We start from the raw sequence: 23,572 nt of genomic DNA, 5'->3' as shown, positions 1-23,572 counted from the left end.
AGATAAGGGCACCCGTCCTACCAACAGGCTGCTTCCAATGGGCAATATGAACACGGCGCTACAAGTGCTATGGCAGGATACCTCGGAGAACGAGCCGGTTCGCCAGCGCCTTTACCACGTGCTTCGCCAGTCGATCATTCAAATGGCGCTGGCGCCGGGCAAGGCGCTGTCCGAAAAAGAGGTGGCGGACGCGTTTTCGGTTAGCCGCCAGCCGGTGCGTGAAGCGTTTATTCGCCTTTCCGAGGCGGGGCTGGTCGAGGTAAGGCCGCAACGCGGCACCTACGTGGTCAAGATTTCTCAGCGTGCGGTGCTCGAGGCCCGCTTCGTACGCGAAGCCGTCGAGGTGGCGGTGGTGCGTCAGGCAACGGCCAAGGGGCTAGCGCCCGAGGTGCTAAGCGAATTGCACGATTTACTAACGCGTCAGCGTCGCTGCATCGAGCCCCACGACACGGTCGGCTTCTATCAGTTGGACGAGCGCTTTCACAAAACGCTTTCACTCGCGGTCGATCAGTCCTCGGCCTGGAAAGTGATCGAAGAGGTGAGGGTACAGCTCGACCGCGTGCGCTATTTGAGCGTACCCGATACCACCCCCATCGCCCGTTTGGTCGACCAGCACGCCGATATCGTGGCCGCCATCGAAGAGCGGGACGTAGCGCTTGCCGAGCAGGCGATGCGCCGGCATTTGCGCGAAATCTTCGTTTCTCTTCCCGATTTAGTTAAGCGGTTTCCCGAGATGTTCGATGCTCAGGAAACGGTATCCCTCATTGAGGAGGCAACTTCATGAAAATCGAACACGCTTACACCATTGTCACCTCGCCGGGGCGTAACTTCGTTACCCTGAAAATCGTTACCGATGAAGGGACCTACGGTATCGGCGACGCCACGCTCAACGGCCGCGAAATGGCGGTGGTCGCCTACCTCGATGAACACGTGATACCGGCACTGATTGGCCGGGACCCGCAACGCATCGAGGATATCTGGCACTATCTGTATCGCGGCGCCTACTGGCGGCGTGGGCCGGTCACCATGAGCGCGATCGGCGCGGTGGATATGGCGCTTTGGGATATCAAATCAAAGCTTGCCGGTATGCCGCTTTATCAGATGCTGGGCGGTAAAAGCCGCGAGCGGGTGATGGTCTATGGCCATGCGACCGGGCGCGATATCGATGCGTGTTTAAAAGAGGTCGCCCGCCACGTGGACCAGGGCTACAAGGCGGTGCGCGTTCAGGCCGGCGTGCCGGGTATTGCGAGCATCTACGGCGTGGCGAAAAAGGATGGCGAGCCCTACGAGCCCGCCGACGCCGACCTGCCGGCGGAGCACGTTTGGAATACCTCCAAATATTTGAACCACGTGCCCAAGCTGTTTGCCGCCGTGCGCGAGCGCTTTGGTGATGACCTGCATATCCTGCACGACGTTCACCACCGCCTGACGCCCATCGAAGCGGCCCGGCTTGGCAAGGAAGTGGAGCCTTATCATTTGTTCTGGCTCGAGGACTGCGTACCGGCGGAAAATCAGGAGAGTTTCGGTCTGGTTCGTCAACACACCACCACACCGCTTGCCGTGGGGGAGGTGTTCAATAGCCTGTTCGATGCCAAGGCGCTGATCGAGAACCAGTGGATCGACTACATTCGCGCCACGCTCACCCACGCCGGCGGTATCACCCACATGCGCCGGCTGGCGGACCTGGCGGGGCTTTACCACGTGCGTACCGGGTTCCACGGGCCGACGGATCTCTCGCCGGTGTGCTTGGGCGCGGCGATCCACTTCGATACCTGGGTGCCCAACTTCGGTATTCAGGAGTACATGCCGCACACCCAGACCACCGACGAGGTCTTCCCCCACGATTATCGCTTCGAGGATGGCCATTTTATCGTGGGTGAAAAACCGGGGCACGGCGTCGATATCGACGAGGAACTTGCCAAACAGTATCCCTACAAGCGTGCCAGCCTGCCGGTCAACCGCCTTGAAGACGGCACCCTCTGGCACTGGTAAGGAGTTCTGCTTATGAAAGCATTTCAGGTCAATGCCCCCCACGACTACCAGGTCGGCGATGTCGATGTCCCCACACCCGCCGCGGGCGAGGTGCTGGTGCGCGTCGCGTTTGCCGGTATTTGCGGCTCCGACATGCACATCATCCACGGCGATAACGCCTTCGTGCGCTTTCCGCGTATTACCGGCCATGAGTTTGCCGGGGTGGTGGAGAGCACCGGTGAGGGCGTTGCGGATGTCGCCGCCGGCGAACGCGTCTGCGTCGACCCGGTGATTAGCTGCGGCACCTGCTATCCGTGCCGTATCAACCGCCCCAACGTATGCAGCGCGCTGGAAGTGATCGGCGTGCACCGTAACGGCGGCTTCGAGGAGTTCGTGGTCGTGCCGGCCGCCAATGTGCACAAGGTACCCGAGCATATCGGCCTGGACGCCGCCGCGCTGGTCGAGCCCTACACCATTGCCGCCAACGTGTTGGACCGCATGCAGCCGCACCGTGGCGACCAGCTTATGATTCTGGGTGCGGGCATGATCGGCATGACCATCCTGCAGATGGCGCGGGCCATGGGCATCGATGAAATCATCGTGACCGATGTGATCGACGAGCGCCTGGCCGCAGCCAAGGAGCTTGGCGCGACCCACGTGCTCAACAGCCATACCCAGGATGTCGAAAAAGAGATTCTGGCGCTGACCCAGGGCGAGGGCGTGCCGCTGATTGCCGACGCCGCCTGCGTACCGGCGCTACTGCCCCAGATGTTGCGTCTGGCGTCCCCGGCGGGGCGCATCGGTCTGCTTGGCTTCAGCGTTCAGCCAAGCGATTTGATCCAGCTCGAAGTGATCAAAAAAGAGTTGACGCTAGTCGGCTCGCGGCTCAATAACCGTAAGTTTCCGGAGGTATTGGCACTGATGGCAAGCGGTAAGCTCGACCCGCTGGCGCTGGTGAGCCATCGACTGCCGCTGGGCGAGATGCCCGATGCCATCGACATGCTCGATCACCGCCCGGAAGAAGCTCGCAAGGTGCTGATCCAGATCAGCTCTTGAGGCATACGCCAACTCACCACGCTGTTTTAACAGCCGTAAAGCGCGACTAACAACCAATAACGCAAAAGTGCAGGAGTGATAAAAATGATCAAGAAACTACTAACCAGCGCAGTACTCGGAACGGTTCTGCTCAGCGCGCAGTCGGCGCTGGCGGCGGATTACACGCTACGCTTTGGTCACCTGGCCAACGAACAGAACATCTGGCACCAGGCCGCAGAGAAATTCAAGGAAGAGGTCGAAGCCAACTCCGATGGTCGTATCGAAGTGCGCCTTTATCCCAGCGAGCAGTTGGGTAATGAAATGGATGTCATCAATAGCATCCAGCTGGGCACCGCGGATATGACCATTACCGGTGAGAGCCTGCAGAACTGGGCCCCTAAAGCCGCCATGATGGCCGTACCCTACGCTTTCCGCGACTCCGAGCACCTGCATGCGGCGGTGAGCGGTGAGATCGGCAGCGAGATCGAAGAGCAGATCATCGATCGTACCAACCTGGTGCCGCTTGCCTGGTTCGAGCGTGGCGCGCGGGAGCTGACTTCCAACCGGCCGATCCGCACGCCGGAGGATCTGGACGGCCTGCGTTTACGTGTCCCCAACGTGCCGCTTTTCGTCGACACCTGGGAGGCGTTGGGTGCACGCCCCACGCCCATGGCATTCAGCGAGGTATTCACCGCGCTTCAACAAAATACCCTCGAAGGCCAGGAAAACCCGCTTAGCCTGATCGAGAGCGCCAGCTTCAACGAAGTTCAGGACTACGTGAACATGACCGGCCACGTGCGTAGCTGGATCTACGTGGTAATTGGCCGTAACCAGCTGGAAAACATGCCCGATGACCTGCAGCAGGTCGTTCGCGATGCCGCCAGCACCATGCAGTCCTTCGAGTCCGAGCTCTTCGATGAAGACCAGACGCGTCTGGAGCAGGCGCTTCAAGAGCGGGGCATGGAGTTCATCGAGGTGGACGTGGACGCCTTTGCCGAAAAAGCGCGCCCGGCGGTCATCGATGCCTTGACGGACGAGCAGCGTGAACTGTTCGACGCCATTCAAGACCTGTAACGCGGTTGGTAACGAGAATGGGCTGGCGGCTACGCCAGCCCGTTTTCTATCTGCAAGAGTGGTTTGCCCCTCGAGGATACGATTATGAGCTCGGATCAAAATGCGCTCGAGCAAGAGGCGCTAGAGAGTCTGGATTCGATGTCGACGGTACCCAAGTTCAAGGGGCCTATCGGGCGCCTGATGAGCTGGGTGGATACGTGCTTTCTCACGCTTGCCGTGCTGGCGCTTATCGCCATTGCCGCCACGGTCCTGCTTCAAGTGGCTTCGCGGCTGTTTCTGCCGGTCTCCATATCCTGGACCGAAGAGCTTTCGCGTTATTTGTTCATCTACATGGTGGCGCTCTCGGCGGGCGTGGTGCTGCGCCAAAACCGCAATATCAGCGTCGAGCTGTTCCATCATATGCTCGGGCTACGCGCTCGAGCCGCGTGTCAGGCGCTGATCTGTTTGATCATCGGCGTATTTGCTTTCATGGTGCTGCCCTACGCTTGGCAGTATGCCCAAAACGGTACCTGGCAAACATCCCCCACGCTTCGCATCCCCATGCTGTATATCTTCTTCTCGACGGTAGTGACTTTTGCGCTGGTGCTGCTTTATAGCGCGCTGGGCTGCGTCGAGGGAGTGATGGCGGTGTGTCGTCCCTCTGCCGCTCGTGAACGGGAGTCGTAAGCATGGAAGTCATCATTTTGTTTAGCGTTTTTCTGGTACTGCTGGTGGTGGGCATGCCCATCGCTTTTGCGCTGGGTATCGCCTCGATGTCCTATCTGCTGATGGAAGGCATTTCGCTGACCATCGTGCCCCAGCGTATGTTCGCAGGTATCGATACCTTCGTGCTGCTGTGTATTCCAGGCTTCGTGCTGGCCGGTAACCTGATGAACGTGGGCAACATCACCGAACACATCGTGCGTTTTGCGAATGCGTTGCTTGGCCATATTCGTGGCGGGTTGGGTCTTGCCAACGTGGGCGGCTCGATGATCTTTGGCGGCATCTCCGGCACCGCCGTGGCGGACTCGGCGAGTATCGGCTCGGTGATGATTCCCGGTATGGCGCGCTCGGGCTACGACAAACCTTTCGCCGCCGCCGTCACCGCGGCGTCCTCCACGGTCGGGCCGATCATTCCGCCGAGTGTGCCCATGATCATCGCCGGCTCTTTGAGCGGGATTTCCGTGGGTCGAATGTTTCTAGCCGGCGCCATTCCGGGGCTTTTGATGGGCCTTGCCATGATGGTGACGGTGTACATCCTGGCCGTTCGGCGGGGCTACCCGAAGGAGAAGCGTGTTCCGGTCATGCAGCTTCTGCGCGAAGCCAGAACCGCCTTCTGGGCGCTTCTGATGACCGTGATCATTCTCTACGGCATCATCGGTGGCTTCTTCACCCCGACCGAGGCCTCGATCGTGGCCTGCGTCTATGCCCTGGTGGTCGGTATGTACGTCTACAAGGGGCTGACCTGGCGTAAGCTCCCGTCGATTCTGGTCGACACCGTGCTGACCTCCTCGGCGCTTTTGCTAATGGTGGGGCTTGCCAACCTGTTCGGCTGGATCCTGACCAGCGAGCAAATTCCCCAGATGGTCGCCACGCTGATTCTCTCCATCAGCGAGAACCCGCTGATCGTGCTGCTGATTCTCAACCTGATCCTGCTGTTCGTCGGCGCCTTCATGGAAACCATTGCCGCGTTGATCATTTTGTTCCCGGCGCTGGTCGGGGTGGCCACCGGTGTCGGCGTCGACCCGGTCCACTTTGCCGTGATCGCGGTGCTCAACCTTATGATCGGCCTGACCACGCCGCCGGTCGGGGTGTGCCTGTTCGTAGTGGCGGGTATCGGCAAGATACCCATGCTGTCCGTGGCCCGCGCCATCGTGCCTTTCTTGCTGTGTAATCTGGCGGTGCTGCTGCTGGTGACCTACGTGCCGGCCATTTCGCTCTGGCTGCCCAATTTGCTGATGGGGAGTAATTAGTCGTGACGATAGAACGTATTGACACCCACGCGCAAAACGGCCAAATCGGCATCGTCCATCTCGGCCTGGGTGCGTTTCATCGCGCCCACCAGGCCGTTTATCTTGAGCGCTATCGACACCGCACCGGTGACACCCAGTGGGGCGTAAGTGCAGCGAACCTGCGCAAAAGCGTCGATCTGGTCGATGCGCTGCGCAAGGCGGACTTTCGCTACCACGTGGCCGAGTACCAGGACAGCGACAGCGTAACGCTGCGTGAAGTGGGGGTTATCGAAGAGGCGCTGTTCACAGGCCAGGCCAAAGAGGGCGAGTGGGGGCGCGACCTGGATTCGCTGCTCGAGCGCTTGAGCCAGGTTGATACGCGCATCGTCACACTCACCGTGACCGAGAAGGGCTACTTTCTCAATCCGGCAAGCGACGAGCTTTTGACAGACGACCCGATGATCCAGGCCGATATCGCCACGCCCGGGGCGCCACGCACCGCGCCGGGTATTTTGGTCGAGGCGCTAAAGCGCCGTCGGGCGGCGGGGGTTGCACCGTTTACCGTGCTCTCCTGCGACAACATGCCGGACAACGGCCAGCGCACCCGTCAGGCCGTGGCGCAGCTTGCCCGGACAAACGACACTGCCTTGGCCGAGTGGATTCTGGATAGCGTGGCGTTTCCCTGCAGCATGGTCGACCGGATCGTGCCGGCCATGACCGAGCAGGACTTCACCGCGCTCAAGTCGCTGGGCGTTGACGATGGCAACGCCGTGGTGTGCGAGGCGTTCTCCCAGTGGGTCGTCGAGGATCACTTCCCCGCCGGCCGCCCGAGCTGGGAAGAGGAGGGCGTGACCATGGTGTCGGACGTTGCGCCGTTCGAAACCATGAAGCTGCGCATGCTCAACGGCAGCCACTCGCTTTTAGCGTATTTGGGTGCTCTGGGTGATATCGAAACCGTGTTCGATGCCGTGCAAATCGAGGCGTTCAAGGCGCTTTTGAGTCGCTATATGCGCGATGAGGCCGCCCCGACGTTGGATATGCCCGACGAGATCGACCTGAACGCCTACGCGGATTCGCTACTGGCGCGCTTTGCCAACGACAGCCTGCGCCACCGCCTGCAGCAGATCGCCATGGACGGCAGCCAGAAACTGCCCCAGCGTTGGCTGCAGGTGGTCGAGGCCAACCTGGCCGCCGGTCGCAGCACCGCGTGCGTCGCACTGGGCCTGGCCGCCTGGATTCGCTATACCCAGGGCACCACGCTCTCTGGTCAAGCATTCAGTGTCGAAGACCCGATGGCCGAGAAGCTGGCATCGCTTCATGAACGCAACGCGGACGCCGCTGCGCTGGTCGACGCCTTCTTCGCACTGGAGGCGGTGATGCCCAAGGCCCTCGCGGACCATGAGGCGTTCAAGCGCCAGGTCGTCGAGGCCTACCGGACATTGACCGAACACGGCGTCGAACACGCGCTTGCACATCTTGAGCACTAACTAGCGCTCGCTATAAGGATACAGCATGGAACATACCTGGCGCTGGTTCGGACCAAACGACCCGATCCAACTCAGCGAGATTCGTCAGACCGGCGCGAGTGGCATCGTTACCGCCCTGCACGGCATACCCAACGACCAGGTTTGGTCGGTCGAGGCGATCAGCGAACGCAAGGCGATGATCGAGGCGGAAGGGCTTTCCTGGTCGGTGGTCGAAAGCGTGCCGGTCCCCGAGGCCGTGAAGAAGGGCCTGCCCGCGCGTGATGAACTCATCGAGACCTACTGCCAAACGCTCAAAAACCTGGCCGCCTGCGGGATCGATGTCGTCTGCTATAACTTCATGCCGATTCTCGACTGGACGCGCACCGACCTGACCTACGCGCTGGCCGGTGGAGCACGGGCGCTGCGTTTCGATCAAACCGCGTTTGCGGCGTTCGACCTTTACCTGCTCGAGCGCCCCGGTGCCGAGAGCGAGTACAGCGAGCAAGAGCAACGTGATGCCCAGGCGTATCTGGAATCGCTGGACCAGGCGGGCCGCGACAAGCTGATCGATACGCTCATTGCGGGGCTTCCCGGCGCCGAGGAGCACTATACCCTGGCGCAGTTTCGCGAGGCCCTGGCGGGCTACGCGGCTATTGACGCAGAAACACTGCGCGAGAACCTGGGCTACTTTCTGCGCGCGGTGATTCCGGTCGCCGAAGAGGTCGGCATTCGCATGGCGATTCACCCGGACGACCCGCCCCGGCCGCTTTTGGGCCTTCCTCGGGTGGTATCGACCCAGGACGACGCCCAGTGGGTGGTGAACTGCGTCCCGAGCCCCGCCAACGGCATTACCTTCTGCACCGGCTCTTACGGGGTGCGCGAGGATAACGCCCTGGTGGCGATGGCGCGCCACTTTGGCCCACACATCCACTTTGCCCACCTGCGCGCGACGAAACGCGAAGCCCAGGATGCGCGAAGCTTCCATGAGGCGCCGCACCTGGCAGGCGACGTGGATATGGTCGGAGTGATTCAGGCGCTGATAGAGGAAGAGCGCCGCCGCGAACGCGAAGGCGGGGCACGCCTTCCCCTTCGCCCGGACCACGGCCACCATATTCTGGATGACCAGGCGCGCGCCACTGCCCCGGGTTACCCGCTTTATGGGCGCCTGCGGGGCCTTTCCGAGCTTCGTGGGGTCGAGGTCGCCGTGCGGCAGTTGACAGCGCGGTAAGAAGGGATGCCTTCGTTATCTAAAACGCCCGCTTGGCTGGCCAAGCGGGCGTTTTGCCGTTCCAATCTTGCCAACGTTAATTGGCTCGGCTGTTTATATTGGCACAGTGCTTCTTTTTATTGGCACAGTTCTTCATTCACGACGCTAATCGGCCGCTCGCCGGTGAGCGCCTGGCGCACGTTGTCCACCGCCCGCTGGGCCATGGCGGCGCGGGTTTCGAGGGTGGCGGAGCCGATGTGGGGAAGTGCGACCACGTTGGCCATGCCGGGCAGCGGTGAGGTATCGGAAAGCGGCTCCTGCTCGAACACGTCCAGCCCCGCAGCGTGGATCACGCCGCTTTCCAGCGCCTGGATCAACGCCCCTTCGTCGACCACCTTGCCGCGGGCGATGTTGATCAGAATGCCCGTGCGCTTCATTTGCGAAAGCTCCTTCTCGCCGATGAGCTTTTCGGTTTGTTCGGTCAAGGGCACGGTCAGGCAGACGAAATCCGACTCGGCGAGTAACTGTTCGAGTTCGCGCCGTTCGGCGCCTAATTCACTTTCTACATCGGGCTTGGGGGAGGCGTTGGAGTAGAGCACCTTCATGCCAAAGCCAAGCGCGCCGCGCCGGCCAATCGCCTGGCCGATGCGGCCAAACCCTACCATGCCCAACGTCTTTCCGTGCACGTCGCTGCCGTAAAGGTCCGGGCCGATGCTCGCCTCCCAGGCGCCCGCTTTCACCCAGGTGGCCAGTTCCACAACGCGCCGGGCGGTGGCCATCAGAAGCGTAAAGCCGGTATCCGCGGTGGTTTCCGTCAGCACGTCCGGCGTGTTGCAAAGCAGGATGTTGCGCCTTGTGAGCTCGTCCACCGGGATGTTGTCGTAGCCCACGGAAATGGTCGCGACCACCTCGAGCCTGGGGGCGGCGTCGAGTAGCTCGGTGGTAATGGGCAGGCCCGAGCCGATCAGGGCGTGGGCGCGGGAGAGGACATCAAGGGTTTTGGGTGCCTGGAAATCCAGCGGCTTGGCCAGTTCGATCAACTCGAAGTGCTGTTCGAGTTCGGCCCATTGGCTGTCGCTCAGCGTACCCATCACGATAACGGTTTTACTCATGCGGTTTCCTTGCGTGCGTTGTTGTCGATTCAGCGCTCCAGCGCCTGAAGCTGTTCGCGGGTGGGCAGGCCTTCCATATCGCCGACGACCTGCACCGCCTGGGCCCCAACCAAATTACCACGGGCAAGCGCCTGTCGGGGCGATAAGCCATCGAGCAGTGCGCTGATCGTACCCACCGCGAAGCCATCCCCCGCGCCGACGGTGTCCACCACGTTGGCCACCGGTTGCCCCGCCACGTGCAGGCTTTCAAGCTGGCCGCCCAAATGGCCCCGGTAGTAGCTGCCCTGGGGGCCGAGCTTGATGATGACCGCTTTGGCGCCGCGCTCGAGATAGAAATCGGCTATTGCCGCGGGCTCCTGCTCGCCGGTCAGCCGTTGGCCTTCCGAGAGCCCCGGCAGTACCCAGTCTGCATGGCGAGCGAGTTCATTCAAGGTGTCACGCATGACGTCTTCGCTTTGCCAAAGCGAGGGGCGCAGGTTCGGGTCGAAGGAAACGCTCACCCCGCCGGCGCGCGCCTTTTGCATCAGGTGACGCGTCAAGTCCTGGGCGCTTTGCGAAAGTGCCGGGGTAATACCGGTGGCGTGCAGGTGAGTGAGTGCGGCGAAGTCGATGCTTTGCGCATCTTCTACTGCCAGGTGGCTGGCGGCGCTGCCGCGGCGGAAATACTCCACCCGAGGGTCGGCGCCGCCTTCGGCACGCTCCTTGAACATCAGTCCGGTGGGGTGTTGGGTGTCGGTATGAATGTAGCGTGCGTCGATGCCTTCGGCTTCAAGCGTGTGGCGAATGAAGTCACCGAAGCTGTCCTGGCCGACCCGGCTCAGCCAGCCCACCGAGTAGCCCAGCCGTGAAAGACCGATGGCGACGTTGTTGTCCGCGCCGGCCAGGCGGCGGTGAAAGTGCTCGATGGACGAAAGCGGCCCCGGTGTGTCGGCGACCAGCATGCCCATGGCTTCGCCAAAGGTCAGTACGCTCGGCGATGAATTGGTTGAGGCGGTGTTAGCCATGTAGTGCTCCAGCGGTCGGTAAAGGGTGGGTTAAAACGGTGCTGCCGCGGGGGATCAAACGCGGCGCATGGCGATAGTCGATGGGGGCGTCGGGCGTTAACAGCCGGGCCACCGCGGCGCGGCTGATCGCATCACAGGGTTGGGCAAGGGTAGTGATGCTCGGGGTCATCAGCGCGCACCAGTCGAGCTCGTCGATGCCCATCAGCCCCAGCGGCCCGAGGGTTAAGCGCAACCGCTGAACGGTTTCGACCACGGCAAGCGTGGCGGTTCCGTTGGCGCAAAGCACCGCGCAAGGCGTTTGTGCGGTCGCGGTCAGCTCGGTCAGCGCTTGGGAGATCGCATCAGGCTCGAGAAGGGTGAGGGTGCGCGGGTTGATGCCAAGCTCGGCGCACCGGGTTTGAAAGCGGGCCAGGCGCTGTTGGCGGGCGCTGGCGCCCTCCGGGGCGTTGCTTGCGTATAAAAGCGAGCGATACCCTTGGGCGATGAGGTGCTCCAGCGCCATATCGATGGCAAGCGCGTTATCCAGACCGATCGCCTGCTCCCCCAAGTCGGGAATCTCGCGATCGAGCAGTACCACCGGCACGCCGCGGCGCTCGAGCGTTAGAAGCTGCGCCTGGGGCTGGCCTGTGGCGTTGATGATGATGCCCTCGGCCTGGTAGCCGGCCAACAGTTCGAGGTGGCGCTGCTCCTGAACCGGGTCATTATCGGTGTTGCAGACGAGCAGCGAGTAGCCGTGCGCCCGCGCGGCCTGCTCGACGCCGTGGGCAATCGCCACCGAAAACGGGTTGCGGATATCCGCCACCAGCAGGCCCAAAAGCTTCGAGCCGCCGCCTTTCAATCCCCGTGCCATCTGGTTGGGTTGGTAGCCAAGCGAGCCCGCCGCCGCCTTGATACGCGCGCAAAGCTCGGCCGAGAGCTTGCCGCGCTCTGGGCCGAAATAGCGCGACACGCTGGTTTTCGAGGTGTGGGCGCGCTTGGCCACTTCGATCAGGGTGGCGCGCGGTGGCGTTTGGGACATGCGCTGGCTCTATTCATGACTGTATTCATGACTGCGATGGGAACGTTCCCATTGATGTTTCAAACTAGTGGTTTTGAGAGGCGAAGACAAGATCGCCTAAAGTGGTAGAGTGAGCATTAGAGCCTTTCGAAAGCCGGCATTACCGAACAAAAAAGGGAGACCGCATGCGCCTGGATGAGTATCAGCGTTTTGATGCGTTGGGGCTGGCCGAGCTGGTTCGCCGTCGCGAAGTAAGCCGTGAAGAGCTGTTGGATAGCGCACTAAGCGCCATCGAACAGTTGAACCCGGCGCTGCACGCCGTGGTGCGAACCCGTGCCGACCAGGCCCGGCGCGAAAGCGCCTCGCTAAACGATGACGGTGTGTTTGCCGGCGTGCCCACGCTGAGCAAGGATCTCTTGATGGGCATGGCCGGCGAGCCGCTGGCCTGTGGCAGTGCGGCGCTTATGGATTGGCGCGCGACGCAGGACGCGCCGATCATCACCCGGGCGCGCCAGGCGGGGCTGGTGATGGCAGGCCAAACCGCCACCCCGGAGCTTGGCCTGATGGGCATTACCGAGCCCAGGGCGTTTGCGCACCCGGAAAACCCCTGGCGCGCGGGCTATTCGCCGGGGGGCTCGAGCGGGGGCGCCGCCGCGGCGGTGGCGGGCGGTATGGTGCCGCTGGCGCTGGGGGGCGACGGCGGCGGCTCGCTGCGAATCCCGGCAAGCTACTGCGGGCTGTTCGGCTTCAAACCGTCCCGCGGGCGGGTGCCGCTCGCGCAAGGCCAGGGTGAAGTATGGCAGGGCGCGGTGATCGAACACGCGCTGACCCGCAGCGTGCGCGACAGCGCCGCGCTTTTAGAACACATCAACGGCATGCTGCCGGGCAGCCCCTACCCGGTGGCCCGTGAAACCGGTTATTTGGCAGCGCTTTCTGCGCCCTGCAAGCCGCTGCGTATTGCGCTCTCGCTGGGCGAGCCGTTCTCGAAAGGCCTTGAAACGACGCTCTCGCCAGAGGTCAAAACCGCTATCGAGAAGGCGGGCAAGACCCTGGTAGACATGGGCCATGAGGTGGAGTGGGCGGACCCGCCAGTCGATGGCGAGGCGCTGGCCAACAGCTACCTGACGCTTTATTTGGGCCACCTGGCGGCGGATCTCGAATGGGTCAGCCGCGCGACGAATACGCCGCTTCACCGCTTGGCCATCGAGCCCGCGACCCGCGCTATTGGCCGCCTGGGGGCAAAGCTGGGCGCGCGGGAGTATGAACTGGCCAAGCGCGAGTGGTACGCCGCGGCGGCACAAATGAGCGCGTTTCACGAACGCTTTGATGTGATGGTGATGCCGGTAACGGCGGACACCGCGCCCAGTATTGGCGAGCTTTACCCCAGCCGAGCGCGGGAGCAGCTCATGAAGCTTTTGGCGCTTCCTGGCCTTCCAACGATTGCCTTGAAGGCGGGGATGCTGAAGCGTTTGGCCGTCGATGCGTTAAGTCGCACACCCTATACGCAGCTGGCCAATTTGACCGGCCAGCCGGCAATGTCGGTGCCGCTGCACGTGGCGGCCAATGGCCTGCCGGTGGGCGTGCAGGTGGTGGGGCGCATGGGCGAGGATAAAACCCTCATGCAGCTTGCCGGGGCGCTCGAGCAGTTCGCCCCCTGGCCGCAGCGGCCACCTTCACAAGCGTTCGTGCTTGATGCAAGGTAAACTGCCCGCTTTGAGAGCCATCTGGCGAAAGGCATGCACTCCATCTATGAACTGACCCAAGCGGGGGATCGCTACTTCGACGGTATGGTCGACAAGTTCTCCCGCTCGCTCTACTACGCCCCGCGCGGCGAGCTGCGCTTGGCCATGCTGGACTACCTGCTGCCGCAGATGCTGACCCTCGACGGCCAAGCCACGCTGGACATCGGCGGCGGGCTTGGTCAGCAGGCGGCCTGGTTCGCCGAGCGCGGCCACGGCGTGACGCTGGCCGAGCCCTCCGGCGATATGCTCGACTACGCCCGCCAGTGGCACCGGGCGCGGGAAACGGTGCCCGAGCAGGCCATTCGTTACCTGCAGGCGCCGCTTCAAGCGCTACCCGGCGAGGCCCCTGGCCCTTGGCCTTTGATCACCTGCCACGCGGTGCTCGAGTGGCTGGGTCAGCCCCGCCAAGCACTGAGCGTGCTGGCCGCTTTGCTGGCCCCCGGCGGCCAACTGAGTCTGATGGTCTTCAACCGCGACGCGCTGCGCTTCTCCAACGCCGTAAAGGGTAATCTAAAAAAGGCCTTGAGCGACGAGCTGGAAGGCAAGGGCAAGCGCCAGCGGCTGACGCCGATCTCCCCGGTGACCCACGCCGATATCAGCCAGTGGGCCGAGGAGTGCGGGCTCGCGGTGCAGGCGGTGGCCGGCATTCGCATCTTCCAGGACTATCTACGCACGCCCCCGGTGGATGAAACCGAACAAGCCACGCTGCTGGCGCTGGAAAAACAGTACTGCCGCCAGGACCCGCATTGGCGACTGGGGCGCTATTTGCTTTATACATTAACCAAACCCGAGGCCGATTCATGAGTGCCCAACTTCCCGCCTGCCAACTTCTCGAGCGCTACTATGGTGACGCGGCCGCGCTTTGCCCCGTCGCCCCACCCGAGGACGCTTGGCTGATCCACCGTTCGGCGGCCATGGTCAGCGATAACGTCGCGCTGCGCACTGCCTGGCAGGCCCAGCAAAAAAGCGCCAAAAGCCCTTTTGACGCCGAGATCGGCCTGGCCGCCGGCCAGGTGGTGCTTTTCTGGCCCAAGGCGCACCAGCTGGGGCTTTGGTGGCTACAGTGGCTTTGCCACACGCTGCCGGAAGGCACGGCGGTGGATATCGTCGGTGAGCACCAGGGCGGCATCAAGCGCGTGCCCCAATTCCTGGACGAACAGGGCATGGCCTGTGACAAGCTGGACAACGCCCGGCGCTGTTCGCTGTTCACCACGCGCACCCTGGGGGCGAGCGACCCGGAAAATGCCTGGACCACGTTCGAAGCGCAAGATCTGGCGCTTGTCAGCCACCCCGGCGTGTTCGGCCACGGCAAGGTCGACGACGGTACCCGGCTATTGCTGGAACAGCTTGAAAAGCACCTGCCGCAAAAACCGCTTCGCGTGCTCGATATGGGCTGCGGCGACGGCATCATCACCGCTTGGCTTGCCAAGCGTGGTTTTGATGTGACCGCCGTGGACGTGAGCGCCTTCGCGGTGAAGGCGTGTCAGCGAACACTCGCGGCCAACGAGTTAAGCGCCCGGGTGCTCGAAAGCGATGTGTTCGAGGCGCTCGAGGGCAAGCAGTTCGACGTCATCGTCAGCAACCCGCCGTTTCACCAGGAGCGCGATATTAGCTACGGGCCCAGCGCCCGGCTGATCGAGCAGGCCCGCGAGCATTTGAGCCCCCAGGGGCAGCTCGTGTTGGTCGCCAATGCGTTTTTACCCTATCCGCCGCTTTTACAGCGCGCCCTGAGTGATGTCGAAACCCTGGCGGATAACCGGCGCTTCAAGGTATACCGCGCCGGTTTGGCAAGGCGCTAAGCCCCGGCGGGGTTCATCCCGGCCCCAGAATCGGCAGCCAGAACGCCAGCGCCAGAAGGGTTGCCAGCAGTACCGGTGGGGTGATCAAAAGCCCCACCTTCATGTACTGCCCCCAGCTTATCCGGTAGCCCTTGCCCGCCAGCACGTGCAGCCAGAGCAGGGTGGCAAGGCTGCCGATGGGGGTAAACTTCGGCCCCAGGTCGTTGCCGATCACGCTTGCGTAGATCATCAGTTCCTGTGTAAGCGCAGGAAGCGTTGCCTGATCGATCGCCAGCGCCGCCACCAGGGTGGACGGCATGTTGTTCATGATGGAGGCAACGAGAGCGACCAGAAACCCGGTGCCTACCGTGGCGACGATAGTGCCTTGCTGAGCAAGCCACTCGAGTGCCTGTGCGCCGTAGCCAGTCAAGCCGGCGTTGCCCAGTCCGTAAACCACCAGATACATGCCGATCGAGAACAGCACGATCTGCCAGGGCGCGCCGCGCAGCGCCTGAGTGACCGATACGACCGCGCCGCGCCCGCCTTGCCACCAGCGCCCGGCAAGCGCCATCAGAAGTACGGCCGCTGTACCGGTGACAAACGCGATGGGCACGTCCAGCGGGGCAGTGACGAAGTAGGCCACCATCAATAGCGCCAACAGCGGAAAGGCGGCTCGGAACACCAGCGGATCCTTCACCGCCGAGTGCGGCGCTTCGAGCTCGTCCATCGCGTACCTTATCGGTATCCGGCGGCCGAAGGCGAGCCAGAGTACGCCGAGCGTGGCCGCAAGCGCCGCCAGGTTGACCGGCACCATGACCAGGGCGTAGCGATCGAAGCCGATACCGAAATAATTGGCGGTGACGATATTGACCAGATTGGAGATCACCAACGGAAGGCTGGCGGTATCCGCCACGAACCCGGTCGCGATGATGAAGGCCAGTGCGGCGGGGGGCGTGAAGTTCAGGCGCAGTAAAATGGCGATGACGATAGGCGTGAGCAGCAAGGCCGCGCCGTCGTTGGCAAAGAAAGCGGCAATGAAGGCGCCCAGCACGACCACCAGGGGAAAGAGCAGATGCCCCCGGCCATTACCCCAGCGCGCCACGTGAAGCGCCGCCCAGGCGAAGAAGCCGGCTTCGTCGAGCAGCAGCGAGATGATGATCAGCGCGACGAAAGTGAACGTGGCGTCCCAGACGATTTCCCAGATGATGGCCACCTCGGCCAGTTGCACGACACCCGTCAAAAGCGCCGCCACGGCGCCGCCCAGCGCGCTCCAGCCAATGCCTAGCCCTTTGGGCTGCCAGATCACCAGCAGCAGGGTAACGATGAATATTGCCAGTGCCAGCATGTTAGGCGCTCACTCCAGGCAGAGGGTTGGTTGATGTGCTCGGAGTGGCCTGCATGAGGGTGAGGCGATCATCGATATCGTCCGGTTTAGAGATCGACATGATCCCTGGCCTCGACGACTTCGCCATCTTCCTTGGTATAGCGGGCTACCGGGGTGGCCAGCAGGGCGAAGACCCGCTCCGAGGGGCGGCAGAGCCGGGCGCCCCGGGCGGTCACGACGATGGGGCGGTTGATCAGAATCGGGTGCTTTACCATCGCGTCGATCAGCGCATCGTCGCTCAAGGCCGGATCGTCCAGACCGAGTTCCTCGAAGGGCGTTCCCTTGCGGCGTAACAGCTCGCGAGGGGGCATCCCCATCATCGCGATCAGCTCGACCAGCCGCTCACGGCCGGGCGGGGTTTTCAGGTACTCGAATACTTCAAGCGGCTCGTGTGAGGCCTGCATGATGGCCAGCGTATTGCGCGAGGTGCCGCAGTCGGGGTTGTGGTAGATCAAGGCTGTCACGGCGTTGATTCCTTCATTGAGGGCGATGAACAGGTTGTCAGGGCATCGACGAGCGGCGCGCAGAGCGTAGGGTCGCCGTTGCAGCAGTCGCTGACGAGGAAGGTGAGCACACGTTGCATGTGCTCAAGGTTTGCGCGGTAGATGATCGAGCGGCCTTCGCGCTTTGAGCTTACCCAGCCCGCGCGCGCAAGGACCGCGAGATGCGCGGACAGGGTGTTGTGGGGTACGTCAAGTTTTCGGGCTATTTCGCCGGCGGGCAGGCCCTCGGGCTCATGGCGCAAGAGCAGGCGAAGTGCTTCCAGGCGGGTGGACTGGGAAAGCGCGCTGAAACTTGTAGTGGCATCATTTATTTCCATATGTCTACTATTATAGACATATTGGGTTTCGGCAAGCGCTTCATCAAAAATTCATGATAGTCGCAAGCCTACCCTCCGGACCTTGCTAGGGGGTGGTGTAGTCGATCGCGGTCACGGTATAGAACGTCTCGCCACTGGGCGTTTGCACCGTGATCTCGTCATCGACTTCCTTGCCAAGCAAAGCCTTGGCCATGGGCGAGTCCACGCTGATCCAGCGTTTCTGGGTATCGATCTCATCGTGGCCCACGATGCGAATGCTCAGCGGCTCACCGTCGTCGTCTTCCAGGCTGACAAACGCGCCGAAAAAGGCCTTGTCGGTGTTGGCCGGCAAGCGGTCGACCACCTTCAGCTCGTCCAGGCGCTTGGTGAGATAGCGAATTCGCGCGATCACCCGGTGAAGTTCTTTCTTGTTGTAGGTGTAGTCGGCGTTTTCCGAGCGGTCGCCCTGGGCGGCGGCTTCCCCTACCTTGGCGGAGATGGCGGGGCGCTTCACCCTTGAAAGGTGATCGAGAATGCCGCGCAGGCGCTCGGCGCCTTGGGCGGTGATCAGGTTGCTTTTGGGCTCCTGGCGCGGGTCCTTGGCCGGGTCGCGCCAGCGGGTCATGTTGCGGCCTTTCATGACGGTTCTCTCCTTGCGTTTGTGCGCCAAAGCTTAAGCGAAAGCGTGGGTCTGGCTCAAAGCGCTGTTATGAGCTGATAGAAGTTCTGGCGGGTCATTCAAACGTTCGTTACATTATTTGGCAGGGCGGTTGTATCCCAACCGCTCTTCGATGATTTCGAGTACGCGACAAAAACAACCAAGGAGCTTTTCATGCGCACACACTCTTCTCGCTGGCTGTTGGCTTTGACCCTGGGCGGGGCGCTGGCACTTTCACCGCTGGCCGTTAGCGCCTACCAGGACGAGCTTTTCTCGTTAACCAACCGCTGGGAACATACCATTACGGAGCTTCCGGCCAACCAGCGCCAGAGCACGCTACAGGCGCTGAGCGGCGAGGCCGAAGCGTTGGCCGAGCAAAACCCCAACGAAGCCGATGTGCTGATATGGGAGGGCATCATACTCGCTTCCTACGCCCGCGAGCGCAGTGGCCTGGGTGCGCTTGGCACCGCCAAGGACGCGCGTAGCGTGCTCGAGCGCGCCATCGAACTCGACCCCCAGGGCGGCAACGGCTCGGCCTACGTCACCCTTGGCGCGCTTTATGACCGCGCGCCGGGTCGGCCGCTGGGCTTTGGCAATAGTGACACCGCTGAGCGCATGTTCCAGCGCGCCCTGGAGATCCGCCCGGATGGCATCGACGTGAACTATTACTACGCCACTTTCCTCAGTGAAGAGGGCAATACCCAAGCAGCGCGGGAGCACGCCCAACGCGCGGTGGACGGCACGGCGCGGGAAAACCGCCAGCTTTCCGACGAAGCGCTTCGCCGCGAAGCGCAGACCTTCCTGCAGTCGCTTTAATAGCGCGCAAATTGGCATTCCCGGCATCTAGCATTGATAATGGATCGATTGTGCTAACCGGGAGTGCCCCATGGCGTCCAGCCTCACTACATCGCTTGCCCCCGCGCTTGCCACACCCGAGCTAACCCGTTCGGACGTGACGCTCGAAAAGCGCGAGACGCTTTATCAGGGCTTTTTCCGTCTGGAGGAGCTCACCCTTCGCCATCGTCTTTTCGAAGGCGGCGAAAGCCACAGCATGCGCCGCGAAATTCATAGCCGCTTCGACGCGGTGGGTGTGCTGCTCTATGACCCTCATCGCGACGCGCTGGTGCTGGTCGAGCAGTTTCGCGCCGGTGCGATCGACGATCCGCGCTCGCCCTGGAAGCTCGAACTGGTGGCCGGATTGGTCGAGAAAGGCGAATCCCTCGAAGATGTTGCCCGGCGCGAGTCCCTGGAAGAGGCGGGCTGCGAGGTCGGCGCGTTGACCAAACTTCACACCTACTACCCAAGCCCCGGGGCGTGCAACGAACGGGTCACGCTGTTTTGTGGGTTGGTCGATACCACCGGCATGGGCGGCATTCACGGCCTTGCCGAAGAGCACGAGGACATTCGTGTTCACGTGGTCAGCTTTAGCGCTGCCTGGGAGCTTTTGGGCCAGGGCCGGCTCGACAACGCCATGTGTTTGATCGCGCTTTACTGGCTGGATGGCCAGCGCGCGTCGCTGCGTGCCGCGCCATCCCAAACCCCTGCCCCCGGCGAATTCGAAAGGAGCGAAGATGGCTAGAGCCGCCTACGTCACCGACTTAAAATCCCTGCAAGGGGAGTGCAGCGCCAACTATGCGCGTCTGCTGCGCTTGGTAGGCACCATGGAGGCCGGCCAGCAGCGCGATATCAACCTGCACACCAAAGACCAGCATCTGGGGGTTCTGCATCTTGCGGTGCTGGAGCAGGCTCCTTACACCACGATGGTCGAAGTGACCCAGAGCGGGCCTTTGGACAGCGTCCTGGAAGGCCCCAAAATGCGCGTGCACCTGTATCACGATGTGCGCATGGCCGAGGTCACCGACTTTCAGCGCGAGCGCCACTTCAACGGGCGCTACCGCTACCCCAACGCTAAAATGCACCAGCCCGATGAGAAGCTGCAGCTCAACCGCTTTCTGGGGGAGTGGCTGGCCCACGGGCTGGCTCACGGTCACGCCTACGATATTCCCGAGCTCCCCTGATGCGCTTGATTCAGATTACCGATGCCCACCTTCATGCCGATAAAAACGCCCGCTCTCGCACGGGTATCCCTTGGCGGCAGTTCGAGCGCGTCGTCGAACAGGTGATCCGCGAGCGCCCGGACATCGTGCTGTTCAGCGGCGATATAAGCCAGGACGAAACGCTGGCCTCCTACACCCATGCTTGCCAGGTGCTCGAGCAGTTGCCGTGTCCCTGGTTCTGGATCCCTGGTAATCACGACCAGCCGGCGCTGATGGCCGAGTGTCACCCGCTGCTCGACGAGGTAGAGCTCGATGATTGGCGTTTGCTGCTGCTCGATACCCACGTCGAAGGCCAGCCTCACGGGGAGCTGGGCGCCGAGCAGCTAAGCGCCTTCGTCGAGCGCCTGGAGCAGAGCGACACGCCGACGATCATTGGCCTACACCACCCGCCAGTGGATGTGGGGGCTGAGTGGATGGACGCGATCGGCCTCAAGGATCGCGACGCTTTCTGGCAGGCGCTGAGTGCCTGCCCCCAGGTCAAAATCGTGCTGTTTGGCCACGCTCACCAGGCGTTTGCCCAGCAGCCTACACTGGGCGAAACCCGAATGGGGGTCTACGGCTGCCCGGCCATGGCGGATCAGTTCATGCCCGGGGCGCTGGAGTTCGCGGTCGATCAAGCCTCGCGCCCGGGCTATCGGGTGTTGGAGCTTCGCCGCGGTGGTGAATGGCAAACCTGGGTCGAGCGGGTCAAAGTTTAACGGTTTGGTTCGTTAGATAGTTCTTAAAAGCATAAAAAGATAGTTATTAATTCTTTCAGGTTATTACTTTTGGGCGTTACCCTACCCACAGTGACGATAATGAGGCAAACACCGTTTGCAGGCACCGTTAGTCAGCACTCCGGTGCTTTTAGAGGGAGTAGGCAATGACCCAGTTTAAAGCTCCGCCGAGCGGGCAGCGGCGCGAGACCTCCATCGCGATTGACGGCGCGCGCCAGACGCACCTCAAGCAGCTCGAAGCCGAATCGATTCATATCATTCGTGAAGTCGCCGCCGAGTTCAGCAATCCGGTGATGATGTACTCCATCGGTAAAGACTCTTCGGTCATGCTGCACCTGGCGCGCAAGGCGTTTTACCCCGCGCCGCCGCCGTTCCCGCTGCTGCACGTGGACACCACCTGGAAGTTTCGCGAGATGATCGAGTTTCGTAATCGCATGGCGGTCGATGCGGGTATGGAGCTTCTGGTGCACACCAATGAAGAGGGGCGGGCAGCAAATATCAACCCCTTCGATCACGGCAGCGCCAAGTACACCGATATCATGAAAACCCAGGCGCTCAAGCAGGCGCTCAGCAAGTACGGTTTCGATGCGGCGTTTGGCGGCGCGCGTCGCGATGAAGAGGCATCGCGGGCCAAAGAGCGCGTCTACTCGTTTCGCGACAAGTACCACCGCTGGGATCCGAAAAGTCAGCGTCCGGAGCTTTGGAACATCTACAACGCCAAGGTCAACAAGGGCGAGTCGATCCGGGTTTTTCCGCTCTCCAACTGGACCGAGCTCGATATCTGGCAGTACATCTACCTCGAGTCGATCCCGATCGTGCCGCTTTACTACTCCGCCCCGCGCCCGGTCGTCGAGCGCGATGGCATGCAGGTCATGGTCGACGACGATCGCCTGCCGCTGGAACCTGGTGAGGTACCCGAGCAGAAATCCGTGCGCTTTAGAACGCTTGGCTGCTACCCGCTGACCGGTGCGGTAGAGTCTACGGCGGCCACGCTGCCGGAAATCATTCAGGAGATGCTGCTGACCCGTACCAGCGAGCGTAGCGGGCGGGCCATCGACCGCGACCAGGTCGGGTCGATGGAGAAGAAAAAGCGTGAGGGGTACTTCTAATGTCACACCAGTCGAACCTGATTGCCGATAATATCGAGCAGTACCTGCACGAGCACGAAAACAAGGACCTCTTACGGTTCATCACCTGCGGCAGCGTCGACGACGGCAAGTCCACGCTGATCGGGCGGATGCTTCACGACTCGCAAATGATTTTCGAGGACCAGCTCGCCGCGATCACGCTGGCCTCCAAAACCAGCGGCACGACCGGCGACGCCGTGGATCTGGCGCTGCTGGTCGACGGCCTGCAGTCCGAGCGCGAGCAGGGCATCACCATCGACGTGGCCTACCGGTTTTTCTCCACCGATAAGCGCAAGTTCATCATCGCCGATACGCCGGGCCACGAGCAGTACACCCGCAACATGGCCACCGGCGCCTCCACGGCGAGCCTGGCGGTGATCTTGATCGATGCGCGCTATGGAGTGCAGACCCAAACCAAGCGTCACAGCTTCATCGCTGACCTGCTCGGTATCCAGCATTTGGTGATCGCGGTCAACAAGATGGATCTGGTCGAGTTTTCGGAAGAGCGCTTCAACGAGATCAAGCGCGAGTACCAGCAGTTTGCGACCAACCTGAATGCCCCGGATATTCGCTTCGTGCCGCTGTCGGCGCTGACCGGCGATAACGTGGTCAACAAAAGCGCGCATACCCCCTGGTATTTTGGCCCGGGTTACGAGAGCCGCACGCTGATCGAACTGCTGGAAAGCGTCGAGCTCAGCCATGATCAGAACCTGACGGATTTGCGCCTGCCGGTACAGTACGTCAACCGGCCCAACCTGGACTTTCGCGGCTACTGCGGCACCCTGGCCGCGGGTATTTTGCGCCCGGGGCAGGGCGTCAAGGTGCTGCCGTCGGGCAAAACGTCGAAGGTCGCGCGCATCGTCACCCAGGACGGCGACTTAAGCGCGGCCTACCCGGGTCAGGCGATCACCGTGACCCTCGATGACGAGATCGATATCTCGCGCGGCGATTGGCTGGTTGAGGCGAGCGCCGAGGTGCCGCTGTCCAACGCGTTTATAGCCGACATCGTATGGATGCATGAAGACGCGCTGACGCCGGGCAAGCTTTATGATTTCAAACTGGCCACCCGAGATCTTTCCGGCGAGGTTCGGGCCATCGAGTATCAGGTCGATGTCAATACCCTGGAAACCTACCCGGCGGAGCGGCTGGAGCTCAATACCATCGCCCGCTGCGAGATAGAGCTCACCGCAGCCATTCCGCTTGACGACTACCGCGCAAGCCCGGGTACCGGTAGCTTTATCGTCATCGACCGGCTAACCAACGTGACCGTTGGCGCGGGGATGATTCGTGGCCTGGCCGCGCAAGGTGAGCAGACGCAAACCACCGATTGGGTCGCTTTCGAGCGTGACTTGAACGCCCTGGTACGCAAGCACTTCCCGCACTGGGATGCGAAAGATATAAGTAAGCTTTTTTAAGCTGTACGTCAGTTGGTGTTTTGAACGTTGGTCGGCCCTGTCACCCCGGGGTCGGCTTTTTTTATGCAAGTCATTTCATGCCGGCGTATCGAGCGTGAT

General features: G+C 62.0%; 24 protein-coding genes. 17 read left to right on the top strand and 7 right to left on the bottom strand.

The window, feature by feature from the left end:
• Positions 1 to 46 precede the first annotated feature (46 nt).
• The 8 genes from ACWFVE_RS10150 to uxuA all read left to right on the top strand — a co-directional run bounded on the left by ACWFVE_RS10150 (position 47) and on the right by uxuA (position 8,705).
• Positions 47 to 784, top strand: coding sequence for a GntR family transcriptional regulator (locus tag ACWFVE_RS10150; RefSeq protein ID WP_447530523.1), 738 nt, complete (start codon positions 47 to 49; stop codon positions 782 to 784).
• The gene (manD, locus tag ACWFVE_RS10145) at positions 781 to 1,992 is read left to right on the top strand and encodes a D-mannonate dehydratase ManD (protein WP_447529153.1); all 1,212 of its coding nucleotides are present in this window, start codon (positions 781 to 783) and stop codon (positions 1,990 to 1,992) included. The genes ACWFVE_RS10150 and manD overlap by 4 nt, the downstream gene beginning before the upstream one ends.
• 12 nt (positions 1,993 to 2,004) lie before the next feature.
• The gene (locus tag ACWFVE_RS10140; RefSeq protein ID WP_447529152.1) at positions 2,005 to 3,027 is read left to right on the top strand and encodes a Zn-dependent oxidoreductase; all 1,023 of its coding nucleotides are present in this window, start codon (positions 2,005 to 2,007) and stop codon (positions 3,025 to 3,027) included.
• Positions 3,028 to 3,111: 84 nt separating this feature from the next.
• Positions 3,112 to 4,080 carry a TRAP transporter substrate-binding protein gene (locus ACWFVE_RS10135; protein WP_447529151.1) on the top strand — a complete coding sequence of 323 codons (969 nt, stop codon included), beginning with the start codon at positions 3,112 to 3,114 and terminating at the stop codon, positions 4,078 to 4,080.
• An 84-nt stretch (positions 4,081 to 4,164) separates the two neighbouring features.
• Positions 4,165 to 4,746 (top strand): TRAP transporter small permease, encoded by a 582-nt coding sequence (locus ACWFVE_RS10130; RefSeq protein WP_447529150.1) that lies wholly within the window; start codon positions 4,165 to 4,167, stop codon positions 4,744 to 4,746.
• Between the two features lie 2 nt (positions 4,747 to 4,748).
• Entirely contained in the window at positions 4,749 to 6,032 is a 1,284-nt protein-coding gene (locus ACWFVE_RS10125; protein WP_447529149.1) for a TRAP transporter large permease, read from the top strand.
• Between the two features lie 2 nt (positions 6,033 to 6,034).
• Entirely contained in the window at positions 6,035 to 7,498 is a 1,464-nt protein-coding gene (locus tag ACWFVE_RS10120; protein ID WP_447529148.1) for a mannitol dehydrogenase family protein, read from the top strand.
• A 25-nt stretch (positions 7,499 to 7,523) separates the two neighbouring features.
• Positions 7,524 to 8,705 (top strand): mannonate dehydratase, encoded by a 1,182-nt coding sequence (gene uxuA / locus ACWFVE_RS10115; RefSeq protein WP_447529147.1) that lies wholly within the window; start codon positions 7,524 to 7,526, stop codon positions 8,703 to 8,705.
• A 116-nt stretch (positions 8,706 to 8,821) separates the two neighbouring features.
• On the opposite strand, the gene ACWFVE_RS10110 is transcribed toward uxuA, so the two are convergent.
• The 3 genes from ACWFVE_RS10110 to ACWFVE_RS10100 are packed head-to-tail and all read right to left on the bottom strand — an operon-like array spanning position 8,822 to position 11,818.
• A complete protein-coding gene (locus ACWFVE_RS10110) occupies positions 8,822 to 9,796 on the bottom strand; it encodes a 2-hydroxyacid dehydrogenase (protein ID WP_447529146.1) in 975 nt (324 codons plus the stop codon).
• Positions 9,797 to 9,825: 29 nt separating this feature from the next.
• Entirely contained in the window at positions 9,826 to 10,800 is a 975-nt protein-coding gene (locus ACWFVE_RS10105) for a sugar kinase (RefSeq protein WP_447529145.1), read from the bottom strand.
• The gene (locus ACWFVE_RS10100) at positions 10,793 to 11,818 is read right to left on the bottom strand and encodes a substrate-binding domain-containing protein (RefSeq protein WP_447529144.1); all 1,026 of its coding nucleotides are present in this window, start codon (positions 11,816 to 11,818) and stop codon (positions 10,793 to 10,795) included. The genes ACWFVE_RS10105 and ACWFVE_RS10100 overlap by 8 nt, the downstream gene beginning before the upstream one ends.
• Before the next feature lie 164 nt (positions 11,819 to 11,982).
• On the opposite strand from ACWFVE_RS10100, the gene ACWFVE_RS10095 reads away from it, so the two are divergent.
• Genes ACWFVE_RS10095 through ACWFVE_RS10085 form a run of 3 tightly spaced genes read left to right on the top strand, consistent with a single transcriptional unit; the run spans position 11,983 to position 15,338 of the window.
• Positions 11,983 to 13,500: an amidase gene (locus ACWFVE_RS10095; protein ID WP_447529143.1), complete on the top strand. Its 1,518-nt coding sequence runs from the start codon at positions 11,983 to 11,985 to the stop codon at positions 13,498 to 13,500.
• A 33-nt stretch (positions 13,501 to 13,533) separates the two neighbouring features.
• Positions 13,534 to 14,343 carry a methyltransferase gene (locus ACWFVE_RS10090; protein WP_447529142.1) on the top strand — a complete coding sequence of 270 codons (810 nt, stop codon included), beginning with the start codon at positions 13,534 to 13,536 and terminating at the stop codon, positions 14,341 to 14,343.
• Positions 14,340 to 15,338, top strand: coding sequence for a methyltransferase (locus ACWFVE_RS10085; protein ID WP_447529141.1), 999 nt, complete (start codon positions 14,340 to 14,342; stop codon positions 15,336 to 15,338). The genes ACWFVE_RS10090 and ACWFVE_RS10085 overlap by 4 nt, the downstream gene beginning before the upstream one ends.
• 13 nt (positions 15,339 to 15,351) lie before the next feature.
• On the opposite strand, the gene ACWFVE_RS10080 is transcribed toward ACWFVE_RS10085, so the two are convergent.
• From ACWFVE_RS10080 to greB, 4 genes are all read right to left on the bottom strand, one after another.
• A complete protein-coding gene (locus ACWFVE_RS10080; protein WP_447529140.1) occupies positions 15,352 to 16,662 on the bottom strand; it encodes an arsenic transporter in 1,311 nt (436 codons plus the stop codon).
• 86 nt (positions 16,663 to 16,748) lie between these two features.
• Complete coding sequence (arsC, locus tag ACWFVE_RS10075) at positions 16,749 to 17,165, bottom strand: arsenate reductase (glutaredoxin) (protein ID WP_447529139.1); 417 nt, start codon at positions 17,163 to 17,165, stop codon at positions 16,749 to 16,751.
• Positions 17,162 to 17,521: an ArsR/SmtB family transcription factor gene (locus ACWFVE_RS10070; protein WP_447529138.1), complete on the bottom strand. Its 360-nt coding sequence runs from the start codon at positions 17,519 to 17,521 to the stop codon at positions 17,162 to 17,164. The genes arsC and ACWFVE_RS10070 overlap by 4 nt, the downstream gene beginning before the upstream one ends.
• Positions 17,522 to 17,606: 85 nt before the next feature.
• On the bottom strand, positions 17,607 to 18,140 hold the full coding sequence (gene greB, locus ACWFVE_RS10065; RefSeq protein WP_447529137.1) for a transcription elongation factor GreB: 534 nt from the start codon (positions 18,138 to 18,140) through the stop codon (positions 17,607 to 17,609).
• A 192-nt stretch (positions 18,141 to 18,332) separates the two neighbouring features.
• On the opposite strand from greB, the gene ACWFVE_RS10060 reads away from it, so the two are divergent.
• From ACWFVE_RS10060 to cysN, 6 genes are all read left to right on the top strand, one after another.
• Positions 18,333 to 18,974 (top strand): TRAP transporter TatT component family protein, encoded by a 642-nt coding sequence (locus ACWFVE_RS10060; RefSeq protein ID WP_447529136.1) that lies wholly within the window; start codon positions 18,333 to 18,335, stop codon positions 18,972 to 18,974.
• A 70-nt stretch (positions 18,975 to 19,044) separates the two neighbouring features.
• Complete coding sequence (locus tag ACWFVE_RS10055; RefSeq protein WP_447529135.1) at positions 19,045 to 19,737, top strand: NUDIX domain-containing protein; 693 nt, start codon at positions 19,045 to 19,047, stop codon at positions 19,735 to 19,737.
• On the top strand, positions 19,730 to 20,176 hold the full coding sequence (locus ACWFVE_RS10050) for a DUF1249 domain-containing protein (RefSeq protein ID WP_447529134.1): 447 nt from the start codon (positions 19,730 to 19,732) through the stop codon (positions 20,174 to 20,176). The genes ACWFVE_RS10055 and ACWFVE_RS10050 overlap by 8 nt, the downstream gene beginning before the upstream one ends.
• Positions 20,176 to 20,913, top strand: a complete 738-nt coding sequence (locus tag ACWFVE_RS10045) for a metallophosphoesterase (RefSeq protein WP_447529133.1) — start codon at positions 20,176 to 20,178, stop codon at positions 20,911 to 20,913. Before ACWFVE_RS10050 ends, ACWFVE_RS10045 begins: the two co-directional genes overlap by 1 nt.
• 164 nt (positions 20,914 to 21,077) lie before the next feature.
• A complete protein-coding gene (gene cysD / locus ACWFVE_RS10040; protein WP_447529132.1) occupies positions 21,078 to 22,040 on the top strand; it encodes a sulfate adenylyltransferase subunit CysD in 963 nt (320 codons plus the stop codon).
• Positions 22,040 to 23,473 (top strand): sulfate adenylyltransferase subunit CysN, encoded by a 1,434-nt coding sequence (gene cysN / locus ACWFVE_RS10035; protein ID WP_447529131.1) that lies wholly within the window; start codon positions 22,040 to 22,042, stop codon positions 23,471 to 23,473. The genes cysD and cysN overlap by 1 nt, the downstream gene beginning before the upstream one ends.
• The last annotated feature ends 99 nt before the right edge of the window (positions 23,474 to 23,572 follow it).

Source organism: Vreelandella mediterranea, assembly GCF_970647075.1.
The sequence above is the reverse complement of the archived record's forward strand: the minus strand, read 5'-3'. Positions and strand labels throughout refer to the sequence as shown.

What these genes read in the sequence shown, in the direction of transcription:
- ACWFVE_RS10150 (WP_447530523.1), top strand. Translation starts at nt 47, where the DNA reads ATGAACACGGCGCTACAAGTGCTATGGCAGGATACCTCGGAGAACGAG.
- manD (WP_447529153.1), top strand. Translation starts at nt 781, where the DNA reads ATGAAAATCGAACACGCTTACACCATTGTCACCTCGCCGGGGCGTAAC.
- ACWFVE_RS10140 (WP_447529152.1), top strand. Translation starts at nt 2,005, where the DNA reads ATGAAAGCATTTCAGGTCAATGCCCCCCACGACTACCAGGTCGGCGAT.
- ACWFVE_RS10135 (WP_447529151.1), top strand. Translation starts at nt 3,112, where the DNA reads ATGATCAAGAAACTACTAACCAGCGCAGTACTCGGAACGGTTCTGCTC.
- ACWFVE_RS10130 (WP_447529150.1), top strand. Translation starts at nt 4,165, where the DNA reads ATGAGCTCGGATCAAAATGCGCTCGAGCAAGAGGCGCTAGAGAGTCTG.
- ACWFVE_RS10125 (WP_447529149.1), top strand. Translation starts at nt 4,749, where the DNA reads ATGGAAGTCATCATTTTGTTTAGCGTTTTTCTGGTACTGCTGGTGGTG.
- uxuA (WP_447529147.1), top strand. Translation starts at nt 7,524, where the DNA reads ATGGAACATACCTGGCGCTGGTTCGGACCAAACGACCCGATCCAACTC.
- ACWFVE_RS10110 (WP_447529146.1), bottom strand. Translation starts at nt 9,796, where the DNA reads ATGAGTAAAACCGTTATCGTGATGGGTACGCTGAGCGACAGCCAATGG.
- ACWFVE_RS10105 (WP_447529145.1), bottom strand. Translation starts at nt 10,800, where the DNA reads ATGGCTAACACCGCCTCAACCAATTCATCGCCGAGCGTACTGACCTTT.
- ACWFVE_RS10100 (WP_447529144.1), bottom strand. Translation starts at nt 11,818, where the DNA reads ATGTCCCAAACGCCACCGCGCGCCACCCTGATCGAAGTGGCCAAGCGC.
- ACWFVE_RS10095 (WP_447529143.1), top strand. Translation starts at nt 11,983, where the DNA reads ATGCGCCTGGATGAGTATCAGCGTTTTGATGCGTTGGGGCTGGCCGAG.
- ACWFVE_RS10090 (WP_447529142.1), top strand. Translation starts at nt 13,534, where the DNA reads ATGCACTCCATCTATGAACTGACCCAAGCGGGGGATCGCTACTTCGAC.
- ACWFVE_RS10085 (WP_447529141.1), top strand. Translation starts at nt 14,340, where the DNA reads ATGAGTGCCCAACTTCCCGCCTGCCAACTTCTCGAGCGCTACTATGGT.
- ACWFVE_RS10080 (WP_447529140.1), bottom strand. Translation starts at nt 16,662, where the DNA reads ATGCTGGCACTGGCAATATTCATCGTTACCCTGCTGCTGGTGATCTGG.
- ACWFVE_RS10070 (WP_447529138.1), bottom strand. Translation starts at nt 17,521, where the DNA reads ATGGAAATAAATGATGCCACTACAAGTTTCAGCGCGCTTTCCCAGTCC.
- greB (WP_447529137.1), bottom strand. Translation starts at nt 18,140, where the DNA reads ATGAAAGGCCGCAACATGACCCGCTGGCGCGACCCGGCCAAGGACCCG.
- ACWFVE_RS10060 (WP_447529136.1), top strand. Translation starts at nt 18,333, where the DNA reads ATGCGCACACACTCTTCTCGCTGGCTGTTGGCTTTGACCCTGGGCGGG.
- ACWFVE_RS10055 (WP_447529135.1), top strand. Translation starts at nt 19,045, where the DNA reads ATGGCGTCCAGCCTCACTACATCGCTTGCCCCCGCGCTTGCCACACCC.
- ACWFVE_RS10050 (WP_447529134.1), top strand. Translation starts at nt 19,730, where the DNA reads ATGGCTAGAGCCGCCTACGTCACCGACTTAAAATCCCTGCAAGGGGAG.
- ACWFVE_RS10045 (WP_447529133.1), top strand. Translation starts at nt 20,176, where the DNA reads ATGCGCTTGATTCAGATTACCGATGCCCACCTTCATGCCGATAAAAAC.
- cysD (WP_447529132.1), top strand. Translation starts at nt 21,078, where the DNA reads ATGACCCAGTTTAAAGCTCCGCCGAGCGGGCAGCGGCGCGAGACCTCC.
- cysN (WP_447529131.1), top strand. Translation starts at nt 22,040, where the DNA reads ATGTCACACCAGTCGAACCTGATTGCCGATAATATCGAGCAGTACCTG.